The sequence below is a fragment of the Jannaschia formosa genome, assembly GCF_003340555.1.
In the GTDB taxonomy this organism is placed as follows: Bacteria; Pseudomonadota; Alphaproteobacteria; order Rhodobacterales; family Rhodobacteraceae; genus Jannaschia; species Jannaschia formosa.
The window spans coordinates 199245-220471 of the sequence record NZ_QPLJ01000002.1 but is presented as its reverse complement, the minus strand read 5'-3'; the positions used below and the strand labels follow the sequence as shown (position 1 = coordinate 220471).

Annotated in this window: 24 protein-coding genes; 15 read left to right on the top strand and 9 right to left on the bottom strand. The window is 68.9% G+C overall.

The features are described 5' to 3' along the window. Window positions 1–55: 55 nt before the first annotated feature. Window positions 56–517 (bottom strand): methyltransferase family protein, encoded by a 462-nt coding sequence (locus DR046_RS04005; RefSeq protein ID WP_115380202.1) that lies wholly within the window; start codon window positions 515–517, stop codon window positions 56–58. 100 nt (window positions 518–617) lie between these two features. Then, window positions 618–3410, bottom strand: a complete 2793-nt coding sequence (acnA, locus tag DR046_RS04000) for an aconitate hydratase AcnA (protein WP_115380200.1) — start codon at window positions 3408–3410, stop codon at window positions 618–620. Window positions 3411–3611: 201 nt separating this feature from the next. On the opposite strand from acnA, the gene ccmA reads away from it, so the two are divergent. From ccmA to DR046_RS03975, 5 genes are all read left to right on the top strand, one after another. After that, a complete protein-coding gene (ccmA, locus tag DR046_RS03995; RefSeq protein WP_115380198.1) occupies window positions 3612–4244 on the top strand; it encodes a heme ABC exporter ATP-binding protein CcmA in 633 nt (210 codons plus the stop codon). A 118-nt stretch (window positions 4245–4362) separates the two neighbouring features. Then, complete coding sequence (ccmB, locus tag DR046_RS03990; protein WP_115380196.1) at window positions 4363–5019, top strand: heme exporter protein CcmB; 657 nt, start codon at window positions 4363–4365, stop codon at window positions 5017–5019. Between the two features lie 70 nt (window positions 5020–5089). After that, window positions 5090–5818 carry a heme ABC transporter permease CcmC gene (ccmC, locus tag DR046_RS03985; protein ID WP_115380194.1) on the top strand — a complete coding sequence of 243 codons (729 nt, stop codon included), beginning with the start codon at window positions 5090–5092 and terminating at the stop codon, window positions 5816–5818. Next, window positions 5815–5952, top strand: a complete 138-nt coding sequence (ccmD, locus tag DR046_RS03980; protein WP_115380192.1) for a heme exporter protein CcmD — start codon at window positions 5815–5817, stop codon at window positions 5950–5952. Before ccmC ends, ccmD begins: the two co-directional genes overlap by 4 nt. After that, entirely contained in the window at window positions 5949–6476 is a 528-nt protein-coding gene (locus tag DR046_RS03975) for a DsbE family thiol:disulfide interchange protein (protein WP_115380190.1), read from the top strand. Before ccmD ends, DR046_RS03975 begins: the two co-directional genes overlap by 4 nt. Window positions 6477–6486: 10 nt before the next feature. Here the strand turns inward: DR046_RS03975 and galE are convergent, their stop codons facing one another. Beyond that, complete coding sequence (gene galE / locus DR046_RS03970) at window positions 6487–7503, bottom strand: UDP-glucose 4-epimerase GalE (RefSeq protein WP_115380188.1); 1017 nt, start codon at window positions 7501–7503, stop codon at window positions 6487–6489. A gap of 209 nt (window positions 7504–7712) precedes the next feature. On the opposite strand from galE, the gene DR046_RS24105 reads away from it, so the two are divergent. The 3 genes from DR046_RS24105 (at window position 7713) to DR046_RS23210 (ending at window position 11122) form a co-directional block, all read left to right on the top strand. Beyond that, complete coding sequence (locus DR046_RS24105) at window positions 7713–8402, top strand: hypothetical protein (protein ID WP_115380186.1); 690 nt, start codon at window positions 7713–7715, stop codon at window positions 8400–8402. Between the two features lie 69 nt (window positions 8403–8471). Next, the gene (gene parE / locus DR046_RS03960) at window positions 8472–10433 is read left to right on the top strand and encodes a DNA topoisomerase IV subunit B (protein ID WP_115380184.1); all 1962 of its coding nucleotides are present in this window, start codon (window positions 8472–8474) and stop codon (window positions 10431–10433) included. Then, entirely contained in the window at window positions 10430–11122 is a 693-nt protein-coding gene (locus tag DR046_RS23210; protein ID WP_135227253.1) for a hypothetical protein, read from the top strand. Before parE ends, DR046_RS23210 begins: the two co-directional genes overlap by 4 nt. 431 nt (window positions 11123–11553) lie before the next feature. Here DR046_RS23210 and DR046_RS03955 read toward each other — a convergent pair whose 3' ends face one another. Together DR046_RS03955 and DR046_RS03950 are read right to left on the bottom strand one after the other, a co-directional pair. Then, window positions 11554–11889, bottom strand: a complete 336-nt coding sequence (locus tag DR046_RS03955; RefSeq protein WP_115380182.1) for a PepSY domain-containing protein — start codon at window positions 11887–11889, stop codon at window positions 11554–11556. Between the two features lie 137 nt (window positions 11890–12026). Further along, window positions 12027–12416: a c-type cytochrome gene (locus tag DR046_RS03950; RefSeq protein WP_115380180.1), complete on the bottom strand. Its 390-nt coding sequence runs from the start codon at window positions 12414–12416 to the stop codon at window positions 12027–12029. 138 nt (window positions 12417–12554) lie between these two features. Between DR046_RS03950 and DR046_RS03945 the strand changes: the two genes are divergently transcribed. After that, complete coding sequence (locus DR046_RS03945) at window positions 12555–13220, top strand: hypothetical protein (RefSeq protein ID WP_115380178.1); 666 nt, start codon at window positions 12555–12557, stop codon at window positions 13218–13220. 62 nt (window positions 13221–13282) lie between these two features. Next, window positions 13283–13975: a DUF1194 domain-containing protein gene (locus DR046_RS03940; RefSeq protein WP_115380395.1), complete on the top strand. Its 693-nt coding sequence runs from the start codon at window positions 13283–13285 to the stop codon at window positions 13973–13975. A 17-nt stretch (window positions 13976–13992) separates the two neighbouring features. Here the strand turns inward: DR046_RS03940 and DR046_RS03935 are convergent, their stop codons facing one another. Continuing rightward, window positions 13993–15810 (bottom strand): ABC-F family ATP-binding cassette domain-containing protein, encoded by a 1818-nt coding sequence (locus DR046_RS03935; protein ID WP_115380176.1) that lies wholly within the window; start codon window positions 15808–15810, stop codon window positions 13993–13995. Between the two features lie 31 nt (window positions 15811–15841). Then, entirely contained in the window at window positions 15842–16528 is a 687-nt protein-coding gene (locus DR046_RS03930) for a GNAT family N-acetyltransferase (RefSeq protein WP_115380174.1), read from the bottom strand. Between the two features lie 72 nt (window positions 16529–16600). On the opposite strand from DR046_RS03930, the gene msrB reads away from it, so the two are divergent. Then, a complete protein-coding gene (gene msrB, locus DR046_RS03925) occupies window positions 16601–17005 on the top strand; it encodes a peptide-methionine (R)-S-oxide reductase MsrB (protein ID WP_115380172.1) in 405 nt (134 codons plus the stop codon). A 114-nt stretch (window positions 17006–17119) separates the two neighbouring features. Here the strand turns inward: msrB and DR046_RS03920 are convergent, their stop codons facing one another. Beyond that, window positions 17120–17605, bottom strand: coding sequence for a cupin domain-containing protein (locus tag DR046_RS03920; RefSeq protein WP_245190800.1), 486 nt, complete (start codon window positions 17603–17605; stop codon window positions 17120–17122). Between the two features lie 3 nt (window positions 17606–17608). Beyond that, the gene (locus DR046_RS03915) at window positions 17609–18055 is read right to left on the bottom strand and encodes an outer membrane protein assembly factor BamE (RefSeq protein WP_115380170.1); all 447 of its coding nucleotides are present in this window, start codon (window positions 18053–18055) and stop codon (window positions 17609–17611) included. Window positions 18056–18195: 140 nt separating this feature from the next. Here DR046_RS03915 and DR046_RS03910 point away from each other — a divergent pair, with 140 nt between their 5' ends. The 4 genes from DR046_RS03910 (at window position 18196) to DR046_RS03895 (ending at window position 21215) form a co-directional block, all read left to right on the top strand. After that, window positions 18196–18744, top strand: a complete 549-nt coding sequence (locus DR046_RS03910; protein ID WP_115380168.1) for a YceD family protein — start codon at window positions 18196–18198, stop codon at window positions 18742–18744. A gap of 181 nt (window positions 18745–18925) precedes the next feature. After that, the gene (gene rpmF, locus DR046_RS03905; RefSeq protein WP_115380166.1) at window positions 18926–19126 is read left to right on the top strand and encodes a 50S ribosomal protein L32; all 201 of its coding nucleotides are present in this window, start codon (window positions 18926–18928) and stop codon (window positions 19124–19126) included. Between the two features lie 38 nt (window positions 19127–19164). Then, window positions 19165–20247 carry a phosphate acyltransferase PlsX gene (gene plsX / locus DR046_RS03900; RefSeq protein WP_115380164.1) on the top strand — a complete coding sequence of 361 codons (1083 nt, stop codon included), beginning with the start codon at window positions 19165–19167 and terminating at the stop codon, window positions 20245–20247. After that, a complete protein-coding gene (locus DR046_RS03895; RefSeq protein WP_115380162.1) occupies window positions 20244–21215 on the top strand; it encodes a beta-ketoacyl-ACP synthase III in 972 nt (323 codons plus the stop codon). The genes plsX and DR046_RS03895 overlap by 4 nt, the downstream gene beginning before the upstream one ends. The last annotated feature ends 12 nt before the right edge of the window (window positions 21216–21227 follow it).

Sequence of the window (21227 nt, the reverse complement as noted above, 5' to 3'; positions counted from 1 at the left end):
GCCCGATACCTAGAGGAGCCGGGGCCCGAATGCCAATCACCTACGGGTGAAGCTTTCACAGCCAGCGCCGCGTTTGCGCCAGATAGGGCTCGGCCGCCGCGCCGAACCTCGCCTGCAGCCGCGCCTCTTCCACGGCGGCGAAGCGTCGGTCCAGCACCCACCAGAGCGCGGGGACCGGCAGCAGCGCCAGCAGGCTGTCCTGCCGCAGCGCGACCCCCGCCGCGATGACCACCATCGCGAGATAGATCGGGTTGCGCGAAAGCCGGTAAGGCCCCTCGACGATCAGCGCGTCGGGATCGTGATGCGGCATGATCGGCGTCCGTTTGCGCCGGAACCAGATCGCCGCCCAGAGGATCAGCCCCAGCCCGAGGACGACCGCCGCGCCGCCGACCCACTCCCCGACCGGCCCTGCCGAAGGGCCCGGCCCCCGGCCCAGAAGCCAGGACGCGGCCACGGCGCCCAGCAGCCAGATCGGCGGCAGGTCCGGGAAGCCCTTCAGGTGTTCCGCCAGCGCCATACGATCCCCCCGACAGCCTCGTCCCCATCCTGCGCCTGCCCGCCCCCCGAACGCAAGCGGGGCCCCCTAAGGGACCCCGCAGGCGGTCAGAAGGACAAGGTCACTCGGCCGCGATGGCCGGTTGCGCCAGGTTGCGCAACACGTAATGCAGCACGCCGCCGTTCTTGATGTAGTCGATCTCCACCTCGGTATCGATCCGGCAGCGCAGCGTGACCGTCTTCTCGGTCCCGTCGGCCATGGTGATCCTGGCCGGAACCTCCTGCAGCGGCTTCACGTCGCCCAGGCCCACGATGCTCACCGTCTCCTCGCCGGTCAGGCCCAGAGTCTTGCGGGTGTCACCGCCGGTGAACTCGAACGGGATCACGCCCATGCCGACCAGGTTGGAGCGGTGGATGCGCTCGAAGCTCTCGGCGATGACCGCCCTGACGCCCAGCAGCGCGGTGCCCTTCGCGGCCCAGTCGCGGCTGCTGCCCGCGCCGTACTGCTCGCCCCCGAAGATCACGAGCGGCACGCCCTGCTCCTGCCAGGCCATGGCGGCGTCGTAGATTGAGGTCTGCTCGCCGTCCGGCCCCTTGGTATAGCCGCCCTCGACCCCGTCCAGCATCTCGTTGCGGATGCGGATATTGGCGAAGGTGCCGCGCATCATCACCTCGTGATTGCCCCGGCGCGATCCGTAGGAGTTGAACTCCCGCACCGGAACCTGCCGCTCGATCAGGTACTGGCCCGCGGGCGACGTCTCCTTGAACGACCCGGCCGGAGAGATGTGGTCCGTCGTGATCATGTCGCCCAGCACGGCCAGGACGCGGGCGTCCTCGATATCCCCGATCTCGCCCGGCTTCGGGTCCATGTCGCGGAAATAGGGCGGGTTCTGCACATAGGTCGAAGCCGCGGGCCAGTCATAGGTCTCCTGCTTGGGGACCTCGACCGCCTGCCACCTCTCGTCGCCCTTGAAGACGTCGGCATACTTCTCGCGGAAGGCCTCTCGCGTGACGGTACGCTCGACCAGTTCCGCGACCTCCTGCTGGGACGGCCAGATATCCTTCAGGTAGACCGGATTGCCGTCCTTGTCCGTCCCCAGGGGATCGGAAGTGATGTCGACGTTCATGTCGCCGACCAGCGCATAGGCCACGACCAGCGGCGGACTGGCCAGGTAGTTGGCGCGCACGTCCGGGCTGATCCGGCCTTCGAAGTTGCGGTTGCCCGACAGGACCGAGGTCGCGATCAGGTCGTTGTCGTGGATCGTCTTCGAGATCTCGGGCGCCAGCGGGCCGGAATTGCCGATGCAGGTCGTGCAGCCATAGCCGACGAGGTTGAAGCCGATGGCGTCCAGATCCTCCTGCAGCCCCGCGGCCTCCAGATAGTGCGACACGACCTGCGACCCGGGCGCGAGCGAGGTCTTGACCCAGGGCTTGCGGTTCAGCCCCAGCTCCCGCGCCTTGCGCGCCACCAGCCCCGCGCCGATCATCACGTAGGGGTTCGAGGTGTTGGTGCAGGAGGTGATCGAGGCGATCACGATCGAGCCGTCATGCAGCTGCTGCCGGTCGGCTTCGCCGCCGGAGACGTAGCCCCGCATGTGGAAGCCCTCGTCGCCGGGGATCTCGACCGGCTCCGGCGCGCCGCCCTCGCCCTCCCAGCGGATCTCGGCCCGCGGCGCGGCGTCCTTGCCCGAGCGAATGCCGTTGACGTACTGCCCGAAGGTCCGGGCCGCCTTGTCGAGCGCGACGTAGTCCTGCGGCCGCTTCGGCCCCGAGATGGCCGGCACGATGGTCCCCATGTCGAGGGTCAGCGTCTCGGTATAGACGGGCGCGTAGTCATCGCCCCGCCACATCCCGTTCTCCTTGGCATAGGCCTCGACCAGCGCGATCCGGTCCTCCTCGCGCCCCGTCTGGCGCAGGTAGCGCAGGGTCTCCGCGTCGATCGGGAAGAAGCCGCAGGTCGCGCCATATTCCGGCGCCATGTTGGCGATGGTCGCCCGGTCGGCCAGCGGCAGCGTGTCGAGACCCGCGCCGTAGAACTCCACGAACTTGCCGACGACGCCATGGGCGCGCAGCATCTCGGTGACCTTCAGCACGAGGTCGGTGCCCGTCGTGCCTTCCATCATCTTGCCGGTCAGCTCGAAGCCCACGACCTCGGGAATCAGCATCGAGATCGGCTGGCCCAGCATCGCGGCCTCGGCCTCGATGCCGCCCACGCCCCAGCCGAGGACGGCGGCGCCGTTGACCATGGTCGTGTGGCTGTCGGTGCCGACCAGCGTGTCCGGATAGGCCACGGTCTCGCCCGACTGGTCCTCGTCGGTCCAGACGGTCTGGGCCAGGTATTCCAGGTTCACCTGGTGGCAGATGCCGGTCCCCGGCGGGACGACGCGGAAATTGTCGAACGCGGTCTGCCCCCATTTGAGGAACTGGTAGCGCTCCATGTTGCGCTCGTATTCGCGATCCACGTTCATCTGGAAGGCGCGCGGGTTGCCGAACTCGTCGATCATGACCGAGTGGTCGATCACCAGGTCGACCGGGTTCAGCGGGTTGATCTTCTGCGCGTCGCCGCCCAGCCCCACGATCCCGTCGCGCATCGCCGCCAGGTCCACGACCGCGGGAACCCCGGTGAAGTCCTGCATCAGCACCCGCGCGGGACGATAGGCGATCTCGATCGGGTTCTTGCCGCCCTGCGCGGCCCAGTCGCCGAAGGCCTTGATGTCGTCAAGGCTGACGCTCCGGCCGCCATCCTCGAAGCGCAGCAGGTTCTCCAGCACGACCTTCAGCGCCGCGGGCAGCCTCGAGAAGTCGCCCAGCCCCGCCTCGGTCGCGGCGGCGATGGAATAGTAGCTGACGGACTGGCCGCCAACGGACAGCGTGCGGCGGGTCTTGGCGGTGTCGGTTCCGACTTGGATCGTCATGGGCGTCCTCCGGGCTTCGGATCAGGTGCGGTCAGGCGTCATTTGCAGCATGGGCCGGACGGGATCAAGTCCATTGTATGCCGTGGCATACAATTGTTCATCGCGGCCCCGCGTCCCTCTCAGGCTTGCGCCCGCGCCCCCCATGCTGACAAGCCCCTTCGGCCCTTCCCCCCGTGCGGCGGATGCGCCATCACCCGGGGCATGGAGTTCGAGGCCCGATCCCTGACCTGCCGCCGCGGCGAGGCGACCGTGCTGGAAGGCGTCGCCTTCCGCGTCCGCGCGGGCGAGGCGCTGATCCTCCGGGGTCCGAACGGCGCAGGCAAGACGACGCTGTTGCGCACGCTCGCCGGGCTGACCCCGGCCGTCGCGGGCGAGGTCACGGCGCCGCCCGAGGCGATGGCCTACGGCGCCCATGCGGACGGGCTGAAGGCGCAGCTCACCGTGGCCGAGAACCTCGCCTTCTGGGCCGCGGCCTTCGGCACCGGCGCCGAGGCCCTGGCCCGGGCCGAGGCCGCCTTCGACCTCGCCCCCCTGCGCGCCCGCCGCGCCGCCGACCTCTCCGCCGGCCAGAAACGCCGCGCCGCCCTCGCCCGGCTGGTGCTGACCGGCCGCCCCGTCTGGCTTCTGGACGAACCGACTGTCTCCCTCGACGCCGGGAACACCGCCCGCTTCGCCGCCGCCGTCCGGACCCATCTCGCCGCCGGAGGCTCCGCCCTCATCGCCACCCATATCGACCTCGGCCTGCCCGAGACCCGCGTCCTCGACGTGGCCCGGTTCGCCCCGACCGGACGGCAGGCCGCCGGGTCCGACCCCTTCGCCGAGGCGGTGGAATGACGATGCTTCACCTCCCGTTAAGGTTAACGCCCCCCCGCCCCCTCATCTCGCCCCAAATACCTCGGGGGGAGTCGCCGCAGGCGACGGGGGGCAGAGCCCCCCTCCCCGCCCGACGCCCATGCTAGCGCTGCTTCAACGCGACCTCCGCCTCGCCCTGCGCGCCGGGGGCGGCTTCGGTCTGGGGCTCGCCTTCTTCCTGATCCTCGCCACCCTCGTGCCGCTCGCCGTGGGCCCCCAGCCCGACCGGCTCGCCCCCATCGCGCCGGGCATCCTCTGGCTCGGCGCGTTGCTCGCCTGCCTTCTCTCGCTCGACCGGCTCTGGGCGCTCGACGCCGAGGACGGCTCGCTCGACCTCCTTGCCACCGCCCCCGTCCCGCTCGAGGGCGCGGCGACGGTCAAGGCCCTCGCCCACTGGATCACCACCGGCCTGCCGCTGGCCGTGATCGCGGCGCCGCTCTCGCTCCTCCTCTTCCTGCCCGGGCCGGCGCTTCCCTGGCTCGCGCTCTCGCTCCTCCTCGGCACCCCGGCGCTCAGCTGGATCGGCACCTTCGGCGCGGCCCTGACCGTCGGCCTGAAGCGCGGTTCGCTCCTCCTGTCGCTCCTCGTCCTGCCGCTCTACGTGCCCACCCTCGTCTTCGGCGCCGAGGTCGTGCGCCGCGGCGCCGAGGGCCTGCCGGTCGCCACACCCCTCGCGCTCCTCGCCGGGATCACGCTGGGCTGCATCGCGCTGCTCCCCTTCGCCAGCGCCGCGGCGCTGCGGGTCAATCTCCGCTAGCCCCAACCGGCCACGAGGGCGTGACATCCGCTCCCTTGCCGCCCCTCGCCGTGCCGCCTAGACACCTCTCATGTCGATCTGGGAATACGCCAACCCCCGCCGCTTCATGGCCGCCTCCGGCGCCGTGCAGCCCTATGTCTGGGGCCTCGCCATCCTGCTCTGCGCGACCGGCCTGATCTGGGGGTTCTTCTTCACGCCCGAGGATTTCCGCATGGGGCACTCGGTGAAGATCATCTACATCCACGTCCCCTCCGCCTTCCTCGCGATCAATGCATGGTTCATGATGCTGGTGGCCTCCCTGATCTGGCTGATCCGGCGCCACCACGTCTCGGCGCTGGCGGCGCGGGCAGCGGCGCCCATCGGCCTGATCATGACCGCCGTGGCGCTGATCACCGGGGCGATCTGGGGCAAGCCGATGTGGGGGACCTATTGGGAATGGGACCCGCGCCTCACATCCTTCCTGATCCTGTTCCTGTTCTACCTAGGCTATGTCGCGCTCTGGTCGGCCATCGAGCAGCAGGACCAGGCGGCGGACCTTACCTCGATCCTCTGCCTCGTGGGGACGGTCTTCGCGGTGCTGTCGCGCTACGCGGCGCAGTTCTGGAACCAGGGCCTGCACCAGGGCGCCTCCCTGTCGCTCGACGCCGAGGAGAATGTGGCCGATGTCTTCTGGATTCCTCTGGTCATCACCCTCGCGGGCTTCGTCTTCCTCTTCGTGGCGCTCGTCCTGCTGCGCACCCGGACCGAGATCCGCCGCCGCCGCCTCCACGCCATCTCCCTGAAGGAGCGCCTCGCATGAGCTGGCTCGGAAAATACGCCTTCGACATCCTGCTGGCCTACGGCCTGACCGCGCTGCTGATCGGCGGCCTGATCCTGCAATCCGTCCTGGCCGCCCGCGCCGCGCGGCGCCAGCTGGAGGAGCGCGGCGAATGAGGTGGCTCGCCCTTCTCCCCATCGCGCTTTTCGCGGCGCTCGGCGGGTTCTTCCTGTCGGGCCTCTTCCGTGAGAATCCCGACGCCCTGCCCTCCACCCGGATCGGCCAGCCGGCCCCGGCGCTGTCCGTCACCGAACTGCCCGGCAAGGCCCCCCTGACACCCGCGATCCTGACCGATGGCGAGGTCAAGCTGGTGAACTTCTGGGCCTCCTGGTGCGTCCCCTGCCGCGTCGAGCATCCGCAGCTGGAAGAGCTCGCCGAGGAGCTTCCGGTCTACGGCATCAACTACAAGGACAGCCCCGAGGCCGCGCTGGCCTTCCTGGAAGAGCTGGGCGACCCCTTCGCCGCCATCGGCGTGGACGGCGAGGCACGGACCGGCATCGACTGGGGCCTCTACGGCGTGCCCGAAACCTTCGTGGTCGCCGGCGACGGCACGGTCATGCTGCGCTTCGCGGGCCCGATCACCCGATCGGTCATCGAGGACAGCATCGCCCCGGCGATCGAGGCTGCCCGGGCGCGCTGACCCCGGCCTCTCAGCAGTTGAACCGCCAGCCCGCCGCCTGCGCCTGCACCCAGGCCCAGCTCGTGCGGCACATCTCTTCGAGATCGTATTGCGCCTCGAAGCCCAGCTCCGCCCGCGCCCGCGCCGGGTCGGCATAAAGCCGGGGCACGTCCCCCGGACGGCGCGGGCCGATCGCATGCGGCAACTCCCGCCCGACGACGTCCGAATAAGCGCGGTGCATCTCCAGCACCGAGACGGGCCGCCCGGTGCCGACGTTCAGCACATGGCTCTTTCCCTCCAGCAACTGGCCCATCGACAGCACATGCGCCCGCGCCAGGTCCATGACGTGGATATAGTCGCGCCAGCAGGTCCCGTCCGGCGTGTCGTAATCCGCGCCATGCACCGTCAGCCGCGGCAACTCGCCCAGCGCGACCTTGGCGATATAGGGCATCAGGTTGCCCGGAATGCCGCGCGGATCCTCTCCGATCAGGCCGGAGGGATGGGCGCCGACCGGATTGAAATAGCGCAGCACCCCCGTCACCCAAGGGTCGGCCGCCGCCGCCTGCTCTAGGATGCGCTCGCAGGTGAGCTTGGTGAAGGCATAGGGCGAGGCATGCGACAGCGGCGCCGTCTCGGGGATCGGGAAGGTCTCCGGGTCACCGTAGACCGTCGCGGTGGACGAGAACACGATCCGCCAGACCCCTGCGGCCCGCATCTCCTGCATCAGCAGGGTCAGGCCCCAGATGTTGGTCTCGAAATAGTCGAGCGGCAGCGCCACGCTCTCGCCCACGGCCTTGCGGGCGGCGAAATGCACGACCCCGTCGATCCGGCGCTCGGCGAAGACATGGGCGAGGAAGGCACGGTCGAGGATCGACCCGACATGAAGGTCGACATCGCCCCCCGCGATCCGCGCCAGCCGCGCGATCACCTCCGGGTCGGAGTTCGAGAAGTCATCGATGATCGTGACCTCGTGGCCCGCCTCGCGCAGCGCGAGATAGGTATGCGAGCCGATATACCCCGCCCCGCCGGTCAGAAGAATCCTCGCCATCAATGTTCCTCTCGACGTTTCATCGGATATGGCCCCCCGACGTGGCGACAACGTGGCACGAACGTCCCCGGGTCCCGACCAATCCGCTCCGTCCCCGTCGGACCGTTTCCCATCCCACCCCGTCCGCACGAAATGAAACGCCACGGGTCTCAGTTTTGGCGCGAATCTTTGCAAGGATCATCATCGAAGTTGAGTGGAGTGTTCGTCAAATGTTTGATTTCTTCAGATCGGAATCCGGAGCCGTCACCGTCGACTGGGTGGTGATGACCGCTGCGCTGGTCGGCCTCGGCCTCGCCGTCTCGACCACCGTTTCGCGCGGGGTCGAGGATCTCTCCGGCGACACGCGCGACGCGATGACGGGAATGGGCATCAAGACCGCCTTCGCCAGGGTCTTCGGCCAGCACGACTTCGAGGACGGCCGCGGAAGCTGGACGGCGGGCGAGGTGCTGGACGTGCCGGGCTTCGGCAATATCCTCGCCTTCTCGCGCAACCAGCCCACCGGCTCCATGCCCGTGGAGGTCGACTCGCGCTACAGCCACGCGAAGATCGAGTTCGACATGATCATCGCCGACAGCTGGGACGACGAGCAGGGCAGCATCTCGATCGGCGGCGAGGAGGTCGTGATCGCCTCCCACGCCTGGCGCAACGACGCGCCCGAAATCCAGACCTTCGACGGCCCCGGCGACACCTCGGTCACCCTGACCCGCGCCTCGACCGGCACGGGGGTCGGCGACGGGCGCTGGCAGAACCGCAACGACTACACCTACCGCGTCAGCATCGTCACCCGGAACGACGGCGACGACCTGACGCTCGGGGCGACGACGAACCTGAATTCGGGCAGCAACGACGAATTCTTCGGCGTCGACAACGTGGTCGTCACCGGCACCAGCGGTCGCTGACGCCCCGACCTTTCACCGGACCCGCATATCGCCTATCTTGCGCGGAAACACACAAGATAGAGCAGCCCCATGCCCGACGACCTTCTCAAGGGCGCCGTCCCGCCCGAGACCTACGACGCCTCCTCGATCGAGGTGCTGGAGGGGCTGGAGCCGGTGCGCAAGCGCCCCGGCATGTATATCGGCGGCACCGACGAGCGGGCGCTGCACCACATGGTCGCCGAGGTGCTCGACAACTCCATGGACGAGGCGGTCGCGGGCCACGCCAACCGCATCGAGGTGACGCTGCACGCCGACGGGTCGATCACGGTCACCGACAACGGCCGCGGCATCCCGATCGACCCGCATCCCAAGTTCCCCGGCAAGTCCGCGCTCGAGGTCATCCTCTGCACGCTGCACGCGGGCGGCAAGTTCTCCGGCAAGGCCTACCAGACCTCCGGCGGCCTCCACGGCGTCGGCGCCTCGGTCGTCAATGCGCTCAGCGATTCGATGGTCGTCCAGGTCGCCCGCGACCGCGAACTGTGGGAGCAGCGCTTCTCCCGCGGCCTCCCCCTCGGTCCCGTGCAGAAGATCGGCGCCGCCCCGAACCGCCGCGGCACCACCGTCACCTTCCACGCCGACCCCGAGATCTTCGGCTCTCACCAGATGAAGCCGGCCCGCCTCTTCAAGTCGATCCGCTCCAAGGCCTACCTCTTCAGCGGCGTCGAGATCCGCTGGAAGTCCGCCATCGACGACGGCGAGACCCCGACCGAGGCGAAATTCCACTTCCCCGGCGGCCTGACCGACTATCTCACCGAGACGCTGGGCCGGGCCTCGACCTATGCCGACCAGGCCTTCGCCGGCGCGGTCGACTTCCACGAGAAGTTCGGCCAGCCCGGCAAGGTCGAATGGGCGATCAACTGGACGCCCTCCCGCGACGGCTTCATCCAGTCCTACTGCAACACCGTGCCCACGCCCGAGGGCGGCACCCATGTCGCGGGCTTCTGGGCCGCGATCCTGAAGGGCATCAAGGCCTACGGAGAGCTGGCCAACAACCGCAAGGCCGCGCAGATCACCCGCGAGGACCTGATCTCCGGCGGCTGCGCGCTGGTGTCCTGCTTCATCGCCGAGCCCGCCTTCGTCGGCCAGACCAAGGACCGGCTCTCCACCGAATCCGCCGCGCGCATGACCGAGGGCGCCGTCCGCGACCGCTTCGACACCTGGCTCACGCAGGACACGAAGGCGGCCGGAGCCATCCTCGACTTCCTCGTGCTGCGCGCCGAGGAGCGTCTGAAGCGCCGGCAGGAGAAGGAGACGGCCCGCAAGTCCGCCACCAAGAAGCTGCGCCTGCCCGGCAAGCTGGTGGACTGCTCCGCCAACAGCCGCGAGGGCACGGAGCTCTTCATCGTCGAGGGCGACAGCGCCGGCGGCTCCGCCAAGATGGCCCGCGACCGCCGCATCCAGGCGCTGCTGCCGCTGCGCGGCAAGATCCTGAACGTGCTGGGCGCCGCCTCCTCGAAGCTGGGCTCCAACGCCGAGATCAGCGACCTGACCCAGGCGCTGGGCGTGGGCCTCGGCACGAAGTTTAGGATCGACGACCTGCGCTACGACAAGGTCATCATCATGACCGACGCCGACGTGGACGGCGCCCATATCGCCTCGCTCCTGATGACGTTCTTCTTCACCCAGATGCGCCCGATGATCGACGCGGGGCACCTCTACCTCGCCTGCCCGCCGCTCTACCGGCTGACGCAGGGAGCGAAGCGCGTCTACTGCCTCGACGAGGCCGAGCGCGACCGCTGGCTGAAGAAGGGCCTCGGCGGCAAGGGCAAGATCGACGTCTCCCGCTTCAAGGGTCTCGGCGAAATGGACGCCAAGGACCTCAAGGAGACGACGATGGACCCTCGGTCGCGCAAGCTCATCCGCGTGACGGTGGACGAGGACGCCCCGGGCGAGACGGGGGACCTGGTCGAGCGGCTGATGGGCAAGCGGCCGGAGATGCGGTTCCAGTATATCAGCGAGAATGCGCGGTTCGCGGGGGAGTTGGATGTTTGAACCGGCTGTTTTGGTTCGGCGTTTTCTTCTCAGTTCTCTATCTAATCTGCGGTTTGTGGTGGGCCGTATCCATCGATGCTTTCACTGACCTCCGCCCGAATGAGCTCGGAGATACGCTTGCAGGATTTTTTGGCCCTCTAGCGGTGTTTTGGCTCATACTCGGCTTTTTTCAACAGGGTGCAGAGCTTCGCAACAGTGTCGCTACTTTGAAGCTTCAAGCGGAAGAACTTGCGAAGTCCGTTGAGCAACAGAAAGAGATGGCGCTAGTGGCACGAGAGGCCCTAGAACATGAACGCGAGGCCCTGAATGCGCAACGGAGAGAGCATCATCATTCTGCTCAACCCAAGCTTAGTGTCAATTTCTGGCCCTACCGACAAGATGGATGGAAGGCGTACTACAAGCTTGGCATCAAGAACTTTGGCGCGCGAATATCAGACTTACGAATCAACCTGCGCCACCCGGAGCTTTCAGACAAGGTCATCAGTCTAGCAGTTCTCGAATCAGGCGCAGGAGAAGATTTAGATATTGGCAAGCCGGGCGGCCGGATCGCGGAAAATTTTAACGGTGTTATTCATTTCAGAGACGGAAACGGGAACGAACAGCAAGAAGTAATGGAGTTCTTATACGACGAGGAGAAGCGGCTTTACCGCGTACAATTAGCCAAGCGGCCCTTGGAACGGTCGTGGTGAGTAAGTGGAGGGTTGCTGAAAACCTGCGCGTCCCCCTCGCCAACCGGCGCAAATGGTGGGCCGTCAACTCCCCCTTACACCCCCCACTCGGGCAACCGCCCGCCCACACTCCCGGTGGATTGACGAGTATGGCCAATCCTCCGCCCGCTCGACCAGCCCGTCTTTCACCGGGTTCCCCCCACACGTACTGCAAACATTCCGCCAATTCCCCCTAGTCGCGCACGGGGCGTTCCCCACAAGCGTAGGGTGTATGGCCCCCGCATCTTCCCACACCGTTGCGCACCCCCATGCGGGCCAGCTCCCAGGTCAAGATCGCAAGACGAACCCTTTGCCAGATTCCCGCAGCACTCACCAAACAAAAAACGCGGCAGCGAAGGCCGCCGCGTTTCCGATGCTCGCAAACACGCTCCCTTCTACCGGGGGCGCGGAGCTCAGAACCAGTTGTCGCTGACGTCCAGGATTGCTCCGGTGACGGGGTCATACTCGATCTCGACCTCGTTGCCGTCCGGGGCGATGGCCTCGACCTCGTAGTTGCCCCATTCCACGTCGAAATCGTGGATGTTGGTGTAGCCCATCGCCTCCATGCGGGCGACGGCGTCGGTCGCCGTCGTGTAGTCCGGAACGGCATCGCCGTAGACTTCGACGAACATCACTTCCGCAGCTTCATCCGCCGCGACCAGCTCCTCGTCCGTCATCGCGTCCTGGGCCGTCGCTGCGGTCGCAAGCAGCAGGCAGGAAGCGGCAGTGCTCATGAAAATCCTGGTCATCCTGATAACTCCTCCTTGTCATGTCGGACTCAACCCCACGTTGTACGCTCGGTTCCATGATCTCTGGCCTCTGTCCGATGCTGGATCCTGCGGCCCGGCAAGGCAGCGCGTCCGTGACAGGCGCAGGGCCATGCCCCCTACCGCTGCACCGTCTCCAGCCACGCCACCAGCGCCGCCACCGGCGGGGACGTCACGATCGGCTGCCCCGCTTCGGTCCGCACGAAGGCCCCCTCGCCCTCGTCGAAGAAATCCCCCCAGATCGGCATCGCGCCGCCGTGGCTCACGACCGGATCGCGGCCATCGATCTTGGCGATCACGTCGAAATGCGGAAAGCCGTCCTCCCCGGCCAGCCGCGTCAGGTCGGGCACGTCGACCGACAGGACCTTCTGCATCGAGCCGTCGCCCCGCGCCTCCTCCCCGTGGCAGGTCGCGCAATAGCGCAGGAACAGGTCCTCCCCCTCGGCGACCCGCGCCTCCTGCGCGGCGGCGGCAAGAGGCAGGATCAGGCAGATCGTCAGGACACGCATGGCAGGCACCTCCGCTGTTGCCGCCCGAGGGTCGCACGGGCCTGCGGCCGCGTCCTTGACCCCCGTCAAGACGTCCGACGCAGATCCGACCCGGATCACCCGTGGATCACCCGCGGAATCCGCCCTACCCTTGGCCCCATGCGCCTCCTCCTGATCCTCCTCCTCCTGACCGCCTGCGCCCGCCCCCTGACCGAGGGCGAGCGCGCGCTGACCGCGCCGCTGCACGGCGAGACCCTCAATACCGCGCCGATCCGCATCCGCACCCAGCCCGGCATCGGCGCCTTCCCGATCACCTACGACGCCCGCCCCCGCGTCACCTGCCGCGAGCGGATCGGCCCGCCGCAGCAGGGCCGGATCACCGCAAGAACGGGCGGTATCGTGTTGTTTCAGGAGCTTCTTCTCTCGCCGCGCATCGCCTTCCCGGACTTCGCGCGCACCGACGCCGAGGGCCGGCTGGACCTGGCCACGGCGATGTTCTTCGTCCACGAGATGACCCATGTCTGGCAGTGGCAGAACCGCGCGATCACGGGCTACCACCCGCGCAAGGCCTTCACCGAGCAGATCCTGATCGACGATCCCTACCTATTCGAGGAAGGCGACGCCCGCTTCCTCGACCACGGCTACGAGGTCCAGGCCTCGCTGGTCGAGGAATATCTCTGCTGCGCCGTCCTCGACCCGCAAGGCGCCCGCACGCACCGCCTCAAAAACCTTCTGCGTCAAGCCCTTCCGGTCGCCGAGCCGGAGCGGATCACCCGCCCCGCCTTCGTCCCCTATGACCGCGATCTCGACGGCATCTGCGCCTGAATTGCAGGCACATACGAGGTTGTGAATTGCTCGGGCGCGCGCTCCGCCTCAGCCTGTCGCCCATGCGCCTCCTCTCCCTCCTGGCCCTGCTCGCGGCCCCCGCCTTCGCCCAGGACACCGACCTGGAACTGGTCCTGCTCGCCGACGCTTCCGGCTCGATCACCCAAGGGGAGCTGATGTTCCAGCGCGACGCCTATGCCGCCGCGATGACCGATCCGACGGTGATCGCCGCGATCCGCAACACCGCCTACGGCTCCATCGCCGTGACCTATGTCGAATGGGCCACCAATCAGGGTGTCGTCGTGCCGTGGATGCGGGTCGACGGGCCCGAAAGCGCCGCGGCCTTCGCCGCCGCGCTCGACGGCCCGCCCCGGGGCGCCACCGGGCGCAACGCCATCGGCTCGGCGCTGCTCGTCGCGCGCGACCTGATCGAGACGAACCGCATCGACGGCTGGCGCCGGGTCATCGACTTCTCGGGCGACACCACCGGCAACACCTTCGGCCCGCCCATCGAACAGGCGCGCGACGAGGTGCTGGCCACCGGCATCACCATCAACGCCCTCGCCATCGTGTCGGAGCGTCGCTGGGACAGCGACACCCTCGCCCAGCAATATGCCGACCGCATCATCGGCGGGATGGGCGCCTTCGTGGTCGAGGCCGCCGAGGACGAGGCCTTCGCCGAGGCCGTGAAGCGCAAGCTGATCCTGGAGATCTCGGGCGCCCCCACCCCCCGCATCGTGGCGAGCCTGCCATAGGGGACGCCCAGGAACCCTTAGGCCGAGGCCTCGGCCTTCTCCGCCAGTTCCAGCCATTCCTCCTCGGCGGCCGCCAGCCTGGCCTGCCGCTCGGTCAGCGCCTCGGTCGCTTTGCGGAACTTCACCGGCTCCCGGGTGAACAGCGCGGGGTCCGCCAGCAACTTCTCCAGCTTGGCGATCTCGGCCGAGATCCGCTCCAGTTCGGCCGGCAGCGCCTCGAGCCGGTGGCGCTCGGTATAGCTCAGCCCGTCGGCCCTGGCCGCCGGTTTCGGCGCCTCAGCCACCGGCTTCGCCTTGCGCTTTTCCTCGCGCTTTCCGTTGCTTACAGAGGGACGTTGAGACTGGTAGTCGGACCAGCCGCCGGGATAGACCGTGGCGCGCCCGTCCCCCTCCATCGCGACCGTCTGCGAGGCGACGCGGTCGAGGAAGTCGCGGTCGTGGCTGACCAGAAGCACCGTCCCGTCATACTCGCCCAGCACGTCCTGCAGCAGGTCCAGCGTCTCGATGTCGAGGTCGTTGGTCGGCTCGTCCAGCACCAGCAGGTTCGAGGGCAACGCCATGATCCGCGCCAGCAGCAGCCGTGCCTTCTCGCCCCCCGACAGCGACCGCACCGGCGCCTTCAACTGCTTGTCGTCGAAGAGGAAATCCTTCAGATACCCGGCGACGTGCCGCGGCGTGCCGCGCACCATCACCTGATCCGACGCCCCGCTCACGCCGAGCGAGGGGTCGAGCGTCAGGTTGTCCCAGAGCGTCTTGTCCCCGTCCAGCTTCTCGCGGGTCTGGTCGAAGACCGCGACCTCCAGGTTGGTGCCCAGCGTGACCGACCCCTCGTCGGGCTCCACCTCGCCCAGCAGCATCTTCAGGACGGTCGTCTTGCCCACGCCGTTCGGCCCGACGAAGGCCACGCGGTCGCCGCGCTGCACCCGCAGGTCGAAGTCCCGCAGGATCAACGTCTCTCCGTAAGCCTTTGACAGACCGCGCGCCTCGATGACGCGCTTGCCGCTCGACGGACCCGAATCCAGCTCCAGCGCAGCGGTGCCCGCACGCCGGACCTGCCCGGCCCGCTCGGCCCGCAGATCGGCCAGCGCGCGGACGCGGCCCATGTTGCGCTTGCGCCGGGCCGAGATGCCCTCGACCGCCCAGCGCCCCTCCGACTTGATGAGCCGATCCAGCTTGTGGCGCTGCTGGTCCTCCTCTTCCCAGACCCTGTCGCGCCAGGCTTCGAAATCGGCGAAGCCCTTCTCCTGGCGCCGGACCTGCCCCCGGTCGACCCAGAGCGTGGCCCGCGTCAGCGCCGTCAGGAAGGCGCGGTCATGGGAAATGACGACATAGGCGGTGCGGGTCTCCGACAGCTCCCGCTCCAGCCAAGCGATGGCCTCGATGTCGAGATGGTTCGTCGGCTCGTCCAGCAGCATCAGCTCCGGCGCCTCGGCCAGCAGCTTTGCCAGCGCCGCGCGCCGCCGCTCCCCACCAGACGCCTGCCCCGGCGCGGCGTCGAGGTTCAGCTTCAGCCCCTCGGCGACCGCCTCGACGCGCCAGGCCTCCGACGGCTCCAGCGCCGCGGTCGCGTAAGCGCCCAGCGTGGGAAAGCCGCTCAGGTCCGGATCCTGCTCCATGTAGCCGACCGACATGCCCGGAGAGAGCGTCCGCTCCCCCCGGTCCGGCTCCACCAGCCCGGCCATCACCTTCATGAGCGTGGACTTTCCCGACCCGTTCCGCCCGACCAGAGCGACCCGGTCGCCCGGCTGGACGACCAGCGAGAGGTCCGCAAACAGCGGTGCCCCCCCGAAGGTGAGCGAGATGTCGGTGACCTGGAGAAGGGGAGCGCGCGCCATGCGCCGCAGCTAGGCGCCGCCGCGGCGGCCGTCAATCGGCCCCGGTCAACATCCCGCTCAGCATCCCCGTCAACAGCCGCGCCCGGGCGGGCGGGATCGCGGCGATGGGCAGGGCGGTAAAGACATGCACTGTGCCGAGATCGCGGTCGACGACGGCGTGGTCCGAGACAACGGCGCCCATGCCCAGCCAGGCGCGCATGAGCGGCGGCATGGTCCCGGCGGTCCCGGTCAGGGGCCGCGTCTCGGCGGCGCGCCGGACGGGCGCCCAGGCGGCCGGCGCCTCGCGCCCGGCCAGCCGCGACAGCGGTGCGGCGTCGATAGGAAACGAGGTGCAGCCATGAAGGACGCCGACCCTCTCCCGCTCCACCACCTGCGCCATCGCGCCGAGCAGCAGCCGCGGCACGTCCGGATCGGCGCAGCCGGGAGCGAGGCAGACCCGCCCGACCTCCAGCGCGCGCGGGAAGGCACGGGCGAAGGCCTCCAGCCCGTAGAACCCGGCCGTATAGCCGCGCAGCACCTCGCCCGGCCCCTGCACCGAAAGCCGCGCCGCCCCCAGCGCGGTGCCCGCCCGCTCCACGATCAGGTGAGAGGCGCGCGCGTCGAACCCGTCCCGGTCGCAGGCGCCGCCGCGGAAGACGCGGGCGCGCAGCTCCAGCGCCGGTCCCGCCTCCGCCAGCGGGACGCGCCGCACGCGCAAGGTCCCGGCCTCGATCCTCATCCCAGCCCTTTCCGCAAGCGCCTCAAGCCCCTATCTCCCACGTCGCACGAGGCCATGCGAGAAGGAAGCCCGATGGACAAGGTCGTCAAGACGGATGCGGAATGGCAGCAGCAGCTCGGCGCCGAGGCCTACAAGGTCCTGCGCAAGCACGGGACCGAGCGCGCGGGCACCCACGAGGACTTCCCGAAGGAGCCGGGGATCTATCTCTGCAAGGGCTGCGGCGCGCCGCTCTTCGACCAGGCCCACAAGTTCGAGAGCGGGACCGGCTGGCCCTCGTTCTACCAGCCGGTCGACGGCACCGACGGCGAACGCGTCGGCGAGAGCGAGGACAATTCTTGGTTCATGCGCCGGACCGAGGTCCATTGCGCCACCTGCGAGGGGCATCTCGGCCATGTCTTCCCCGACGGCCCGAAGCCGACCGGCCTGCGCTACTGCATCAACGGCGTCGCCCTGACCTTCGAGCCGAAAGAAGGCTGATCCTCAAGCGGTCATCAAGGTTAACGCCCCCGCCTTTCGATGCTCCGGAAAAATGCCGGGGGGAGCCGAAGGCGGGGGGCAGAGCCCCCTCCACCGCGGCCAGCGGGCGCCGCGCTACTTCCGCGCGCCGACCACCGGATGCGTCAGGGCCGCGATATCCGCCACGTCCGCGCCAAGCCCGGCCTGCCGGTAGATGCGCTTGTCCAGCCGCGGATAGTCGGCCACGTCATGGGCAAGTCGCTGCCCGACCACCAGCAGCCGCAGCACCCCGTCGTCGGTATTGGTGATCGCATGCGCCAGACCGCCCGCGCGATAGCCGACGAAGTCGCCGGGGCCGATCGCCACCTCCTCCTCGCCGATCGTGGCGGTGGCGCGGCCCTCCAGCACGTAGACCGCCTCGTCCTCGTGATAGTGGACGTGGTACTCCGTCGTCTCCCGCCCCGGTTCGACCTCGATCAGGTGGACGCCCAGACCCGTCAGCCCGGTCGCGTCGCCCAGCGACCGGTTCAACCGCCGCGCGTTGTCGTTGAGGAAATGCGTCTTCTCCTGCCCCGCCATCGCCGCGATCTCGGCGGCGCGCAGCAGATAGCCCTCGGTCACGGCTTACCTGTCCTCGGCGAGGGTCTCGCCGACGTTGATCCGGCCGAAGTTGCGCAGAAGCTGCTGGATCAGTCCGAAGTCGCGGACCGAGGTCTCGGTCACGCGGCGCGACAGCGTGACGACGCGCCCCTTCTCCAGGCCGAAGCGCTCGATGTTCTCTACCGTGCCGTCCTCCGCGAAGGAGATGGCGACCAGCTCCCGCTCGACGGTCTCGGGCGCGCGCCAGGCGAACTGCCGCACGCGCGAGCGGACGAAATACCAGTTGTCGCCCTCGAGAACCCCCGAGGTCGAGGGCCGTCCGACGAGGCTTTCGACCGAATCGCGGGTGTCGACGCCGACGATCACCTCCTGCAGCATCTCGGGATCGGGGACATAGCCGTGGTTCTGGAACGTGGCGGAGCAGGCGCCGAGCCCCATGGCGAAAAGGCCCGCGATCGAAAGGCGCGCCATCCTGCGTGTCGTCCTGTCCACTCGTCCCTCCCCGGCGGGCCGCGCCCGTTGCGGCGGCGCGCCATTTGCCCCATGCCTTACCCGCGCGTCGCGCACCCATCAAGTCACCCTCGCCCCCTGCCCAGTCCGGGAGACCCGCGATGAAGCCCATCCTGTCCCAGCCGCTCCGCCTCGCCGACCTGCCGCAGCGCAAGGCCACCCAGGTCCGGCTCGTCCCCGACGAGGGCCAGCTCGAGGCGCTGGCCGACCGAATGGAGGTCGACGCCGTCCGCAAGCTGCGCTTCGAGGGATGGCTGACCCCGGGTCCGGGCCGCGGCTGGACCTTCGAGGGCCATCTCGGCGCCACCGTGGTCCAGCCCTGCCGCGTCACGACCGAACCCGTCACCACCCGGATCGAGGAGGACGTGAACCGGCGCTGGGTCGCCGACTACGTCCCGCCCTCCGGCGACGAGATCGAGATGGGCGAGGAGGACGACGAGATCGAGCCGCTGCCCGCCACGCTCGACATGGGCGACCTGCTGGAAGAGGCGCTGATGCTGGCCATCCCGCCCTATCCGCGGGTCGAGGGCGCGGAGGAGATCGACCTCTCCGCCGCCCCCGACGGCGCCGCCCCGCTCGACGACGAGACGGCCAAACCCTTCGCCGGGCTCGCCGCGCTCAAGGCCCGGTTGGAGGGCGAGGACGACTGAGGGCGGCCACCGCGCCCGGGCCTTGCATCCTCCGGGAATCCCTGTATGAGGCGCGCTCTGCCGCCCCGTCCGGGGCCGGAAACCGCTGGACCCTTGGCCGGATAGGCAATAGGGACCGTCCGAATACCGAAACGCACGCGGGCCAGGCATCGGCCCCGCCGACAACACCCGAGGTTGCACCATGGCCGTTCCGCAGAACAAGGTCACCCCGTCCCGCCGTAACAACCGCCGTTCGCACGACTTCCTCAAGCCGGGCAACCCGGCGGAATGCCCGAACTGCGGCGAGCTCAAGCGCCCGCACCATGTCTGCGGCGCCTGCGGCCACTATGCCGGCCGTGAAGTCGTCGCGGCCGACACGGTCGAGCTCGAGGACGACCTGTAAGACGTCATCGCGAGGCCTGAGCGGGGGACCTGGGTTTCATGCCAGCTGACGGGGACACGACCGAAGCAGGCACCCGGGCCGCGGCCGGTCTGCTGTCCATCGACGCGATGGGCGGCGACCACGGGCCCGAAGCGGTGATCGCGGGCCTCGCCCGCGCTGTCACGAAGACCCCCGCGATGCGCTTCGTCGTCCATGGCGACAAGGCCACGCTGACCTCGCTGCTGTCCAGGCGGCGGGAGCTGTCTGGTCATGTCACGATCCGCCATGCCGACGGCGTCGTCCGCATGGACGACAAGCCCAGCCAGGTCGTGCGCACCGGCAAGGACAGCTCGATGTGGTCGGCGGTGGAATCGGTCCGCTCCGGCGAGGCCGATGTCTGCGTCTCCTGCGGGAATACCGGCGCGCTGATGGCGGTCTCCATGATCCGGCTGCGCAAGCTGCCGGGCGTGCAGCGGCCAGCCATCGCGATCCTCTGGCCATCGCGCAACCCGTCGGGCTTCAACGTGATGCTGGACGTGGGCGCCGATATCCGCGCCGATCCGGACGACCTGCTGCAATACGCGCTGATGGGCATGTCCTATGCCCGCAACGGCCTGGGTCTGGCCCGGCCGCGCATCGGCCTGCTCAACGTCGGCACCGAAGAGACGAAGGGCCGCGCCGAGCTGAAGGAGGCGCATGACCTGATCGAGGCCCAGGCCGAGCCGAACGGCTTCGCCTTCGTCGGCTTCGTCGAGGGCGGCGACATCCCCGGCGACCGCGCCGACGTGATCGTCACCGACGGCTTCACCGGCAATGTCGCGCTCAAGACCGGCGAGGGCACCGCCCGCTTCGTCCGCGACATGCTCGGCGAGGCGTTCCGCGCCACGCCCCTTTCCAAGATCGCCGCGCTGCTGGCGATGACCTCGCTCAAGCGGCTGTCGAAGCGGATCGACCCGCGCCGCGTCAATGGCGGCGTCTTCCTCGGGCTCAACGGGACGGTCGTGAAGTCCCACGGTTCCGCCGACGAGACCGGGGTCGCCGCCGCGGTGGAACTGGCCTGGAACCTGTCCCGCTCCGGGTTTTCCGAGCGGCTCAAGACGCGGATCGCCTCGACGAGCCGCTCCATGGAGGCCGGCGAATGAAGCGCGCCATCGTCAGCGGCGTGGGACACTACCTGCCCGCCCGAATCGTCCCCAACGACTGGTTCGCGACCTTCCTCGACACCTCCGACGAGTGGATCCGCTCCCGCTCCGGGATCGAGCGGCGCCATTTCGCCGCCGAGGGGGAGACGACTTCCGACCTCGCCACCGCCGCCGCGCGCGCCGCGCTCGACGATGCCGGGCTCAAGCCGGACGACATCGACGCCATCGTGCTGGCGACCTCGACCCCCGACCTGACCTTCCCGGCCACGGCGACCATCGTGCAGCAGAAGCTGGGCATGACCCGGGGCTTCGCCTTCGACGTGCAGGCCGTCTGCGCAGGCTTCGTCTATGCGCTGGCCAATGCCAACGGCATGATCCTGTCCGGCCAGGCCGAGCGGGTGCTGGTCATCGGCGCCGAGACCTTCAGCCGGATCATGAACTGGGAGGACCGCGCGACCTGCGTCCTCTTCGGCGACGGCGCCGGCGCGGTGGTGCTCGAGGCGGGCGAAGGCGACGGGACCTCGGCCGATCGCGGCATCCTCGCGACCGACCTGCAATCCGACGGCCGCTACCGGGACATCCTGCAAGTGTCTGGCGGCGTGTCGTCTTCCCAGACCACGGGCCACCTGATGATGGCCGGGAAAGAGGTCTTCCGCCACGCCGTCGACAAGCTCGCCGCCGCGACCCTCAGCGTGATGGAGAAGGGCGGCGTGACCCGGGACCAGATCGACCGCGTCGTCCCGCACCAGGCCAACATCCGCATCATCAGCCGCACCGCCGCCAAGCTCGGCCTGCCGATGGAGAAGATCGTCGTGACCGTGCAGGACCACGGCAATACCTCGGCCGCCTCGATTCCGCTGGCGATGTCCGTCGCGCAAGCGCGCGGGCAGCTGAAGCGCGGCGACCTGACCGTGACCGAGGCGATCGGCGGCGGGCTCGCCTGGGGCGCGGTGCTGCTGCGCTGGTAGGCGGGTTTCCCC

Coding starts and splice junctions, on each gene's coding strand:
- DR046_RS03975 (WP_115380190.1), top strand. CDS start 5,949: ATGAGGTGGCTCGCCCTTCTCCCCATCGCGCTTTTCGCGGCGCTCGGC.
- ccmD (WP_115380192.1), top strand. CDS start 5,815: ATGAGCTGGCTCGGAAAATACGCCTTCGACATCCTGCTGGCCTACGGC.
- DR046_RS03895 (WP_115380162.1), top strand. CDS start 20,244: ATGAAGCGCGCCATCGTCAGCGGCGTGGGACACTACCTGCCCGCCCGA.
- DR046_RS03950 (WP_115380180.1), bottom strand. CDS start 12,416: ATGCGTGTCCTGACGATCTGCCTGATCCTGCCTCTTGCCGCCGCCGCG.
- ccmB (WP_115380196.1), top strand. CDS start 4,363: ATGCTAGCGCTGCTTCAACGCGACCTCCGCCTCGCCCTGCGCGCCGGG.
- DR046_RS24105 (WP_115380186.1), top strand. CDS start 7,713: ATGTTTGATTTCTTCAGATCGGAATCCGGAGCCGTCACCGTCGACTGG.
- DR046_RS04005 (WP_115380202.1), bottom strand. CDS start 517: ATGGCGCTGGCGGAACACCTGAAGGGCTTCCCGGACCTGCCGCCGATC.
- ccmC (WP_115380194.1), top strand. CDS start 5,090: ATGTCGATCTGGGAATACGCCAACCCCCGCCGCTTCATGGCCGCCTCC.
- DR046_RS03955 (WP_115380182.1), bottom strand. CDS start 11,889: ATGACCAGGATTTTCATGAGCACTGCCGCTTCCTGCCTGCTGCTTGCG.
- plsX (WP_115380164.1), top strand. CDS start 19,165: ATGCCAGCTGACGGGGACACGACCGAAGCAGGCACCCGGGCCGCGGCC.
- msrB (WP_115380172.1), top strand. CDS start 16,601: ATGGACAAGGTCGTCAAGACGGATGCGGAATGGCAGCAGCAGCTCGGC.
- DR046_RS03940 (WP_115380395.1), top strand. CDS start 13,283: ATGCGCCTCCTCTCCCTCCTGGCCCTGCTCGCGGCCCCCGCCTTCGCC.
- DR046_RS03915 (WP_115380170.1), bottom strand. CDS start 18,055: ATGGCGCGCCTTTCGATCGCGGGCCTTTTCGCCATGGGGCTCGGCGCC.
- DR046_RS03910 (WP_115380168.1), top strand. CDS start 18,196: ATGAAGCCCATCCTGTCCCAGCCGCTCCGCCTCGCCGACCTGCCGCAG.
- parE (WP_115380184.1), top strand. CDS start 8,472: ATGCCCGACGACCTTCTCAAGGGCGCCGTCCCGCCCGAGACCTACGAC.
- DR046_RS03935 (WP_115380176.1), bottom strand. CDS start 15,810: ATGGCGCGCGCTCCCCTTCTCCAGGTCACCGACATCTCGCTCACCTTC.
- rpmF (WP_115380166.1), top strand. CDS start 18,926: ATGGCCGTTCCGCAGAACAAGGTCACCCCGTCCCGCCGTAACAACCGC.
- DR046_RS03945 (WP_115380178.1), top strand. CDS start 12,555: ATGCGCCTCCTCCTGATCCTCCTCCTCCTGACCGCCTGCGCCCGCCCC.
- acnA (WP_115380200.1), bottom strand. CDS start 3,410: ATGACGATCCAAGTCGGAACCGACACCGCCAAGACCCGCCGCACGCTG.
- galE (WP_115380188.1), bottom strand. CDS start 7,503: ATGGCGAGGATTCTTCTGACCGGCGGGGCGGGGTATATCGGCTCGCAT.
- ccmA (WP_115380198.1), top strand. CDS start 3,612: ATGGAGTTCGAGGCCCGATCCCTGACCTGCCGCCGCGGCGAGGCGACC.
- DR046_RS03930 (WP_115380174.1), bottom strand. CDS start 16,528: ATGAGGATCGAGGCCGGGACCTTGCGCGTGCGGCGCGTCCCGCTGGCG.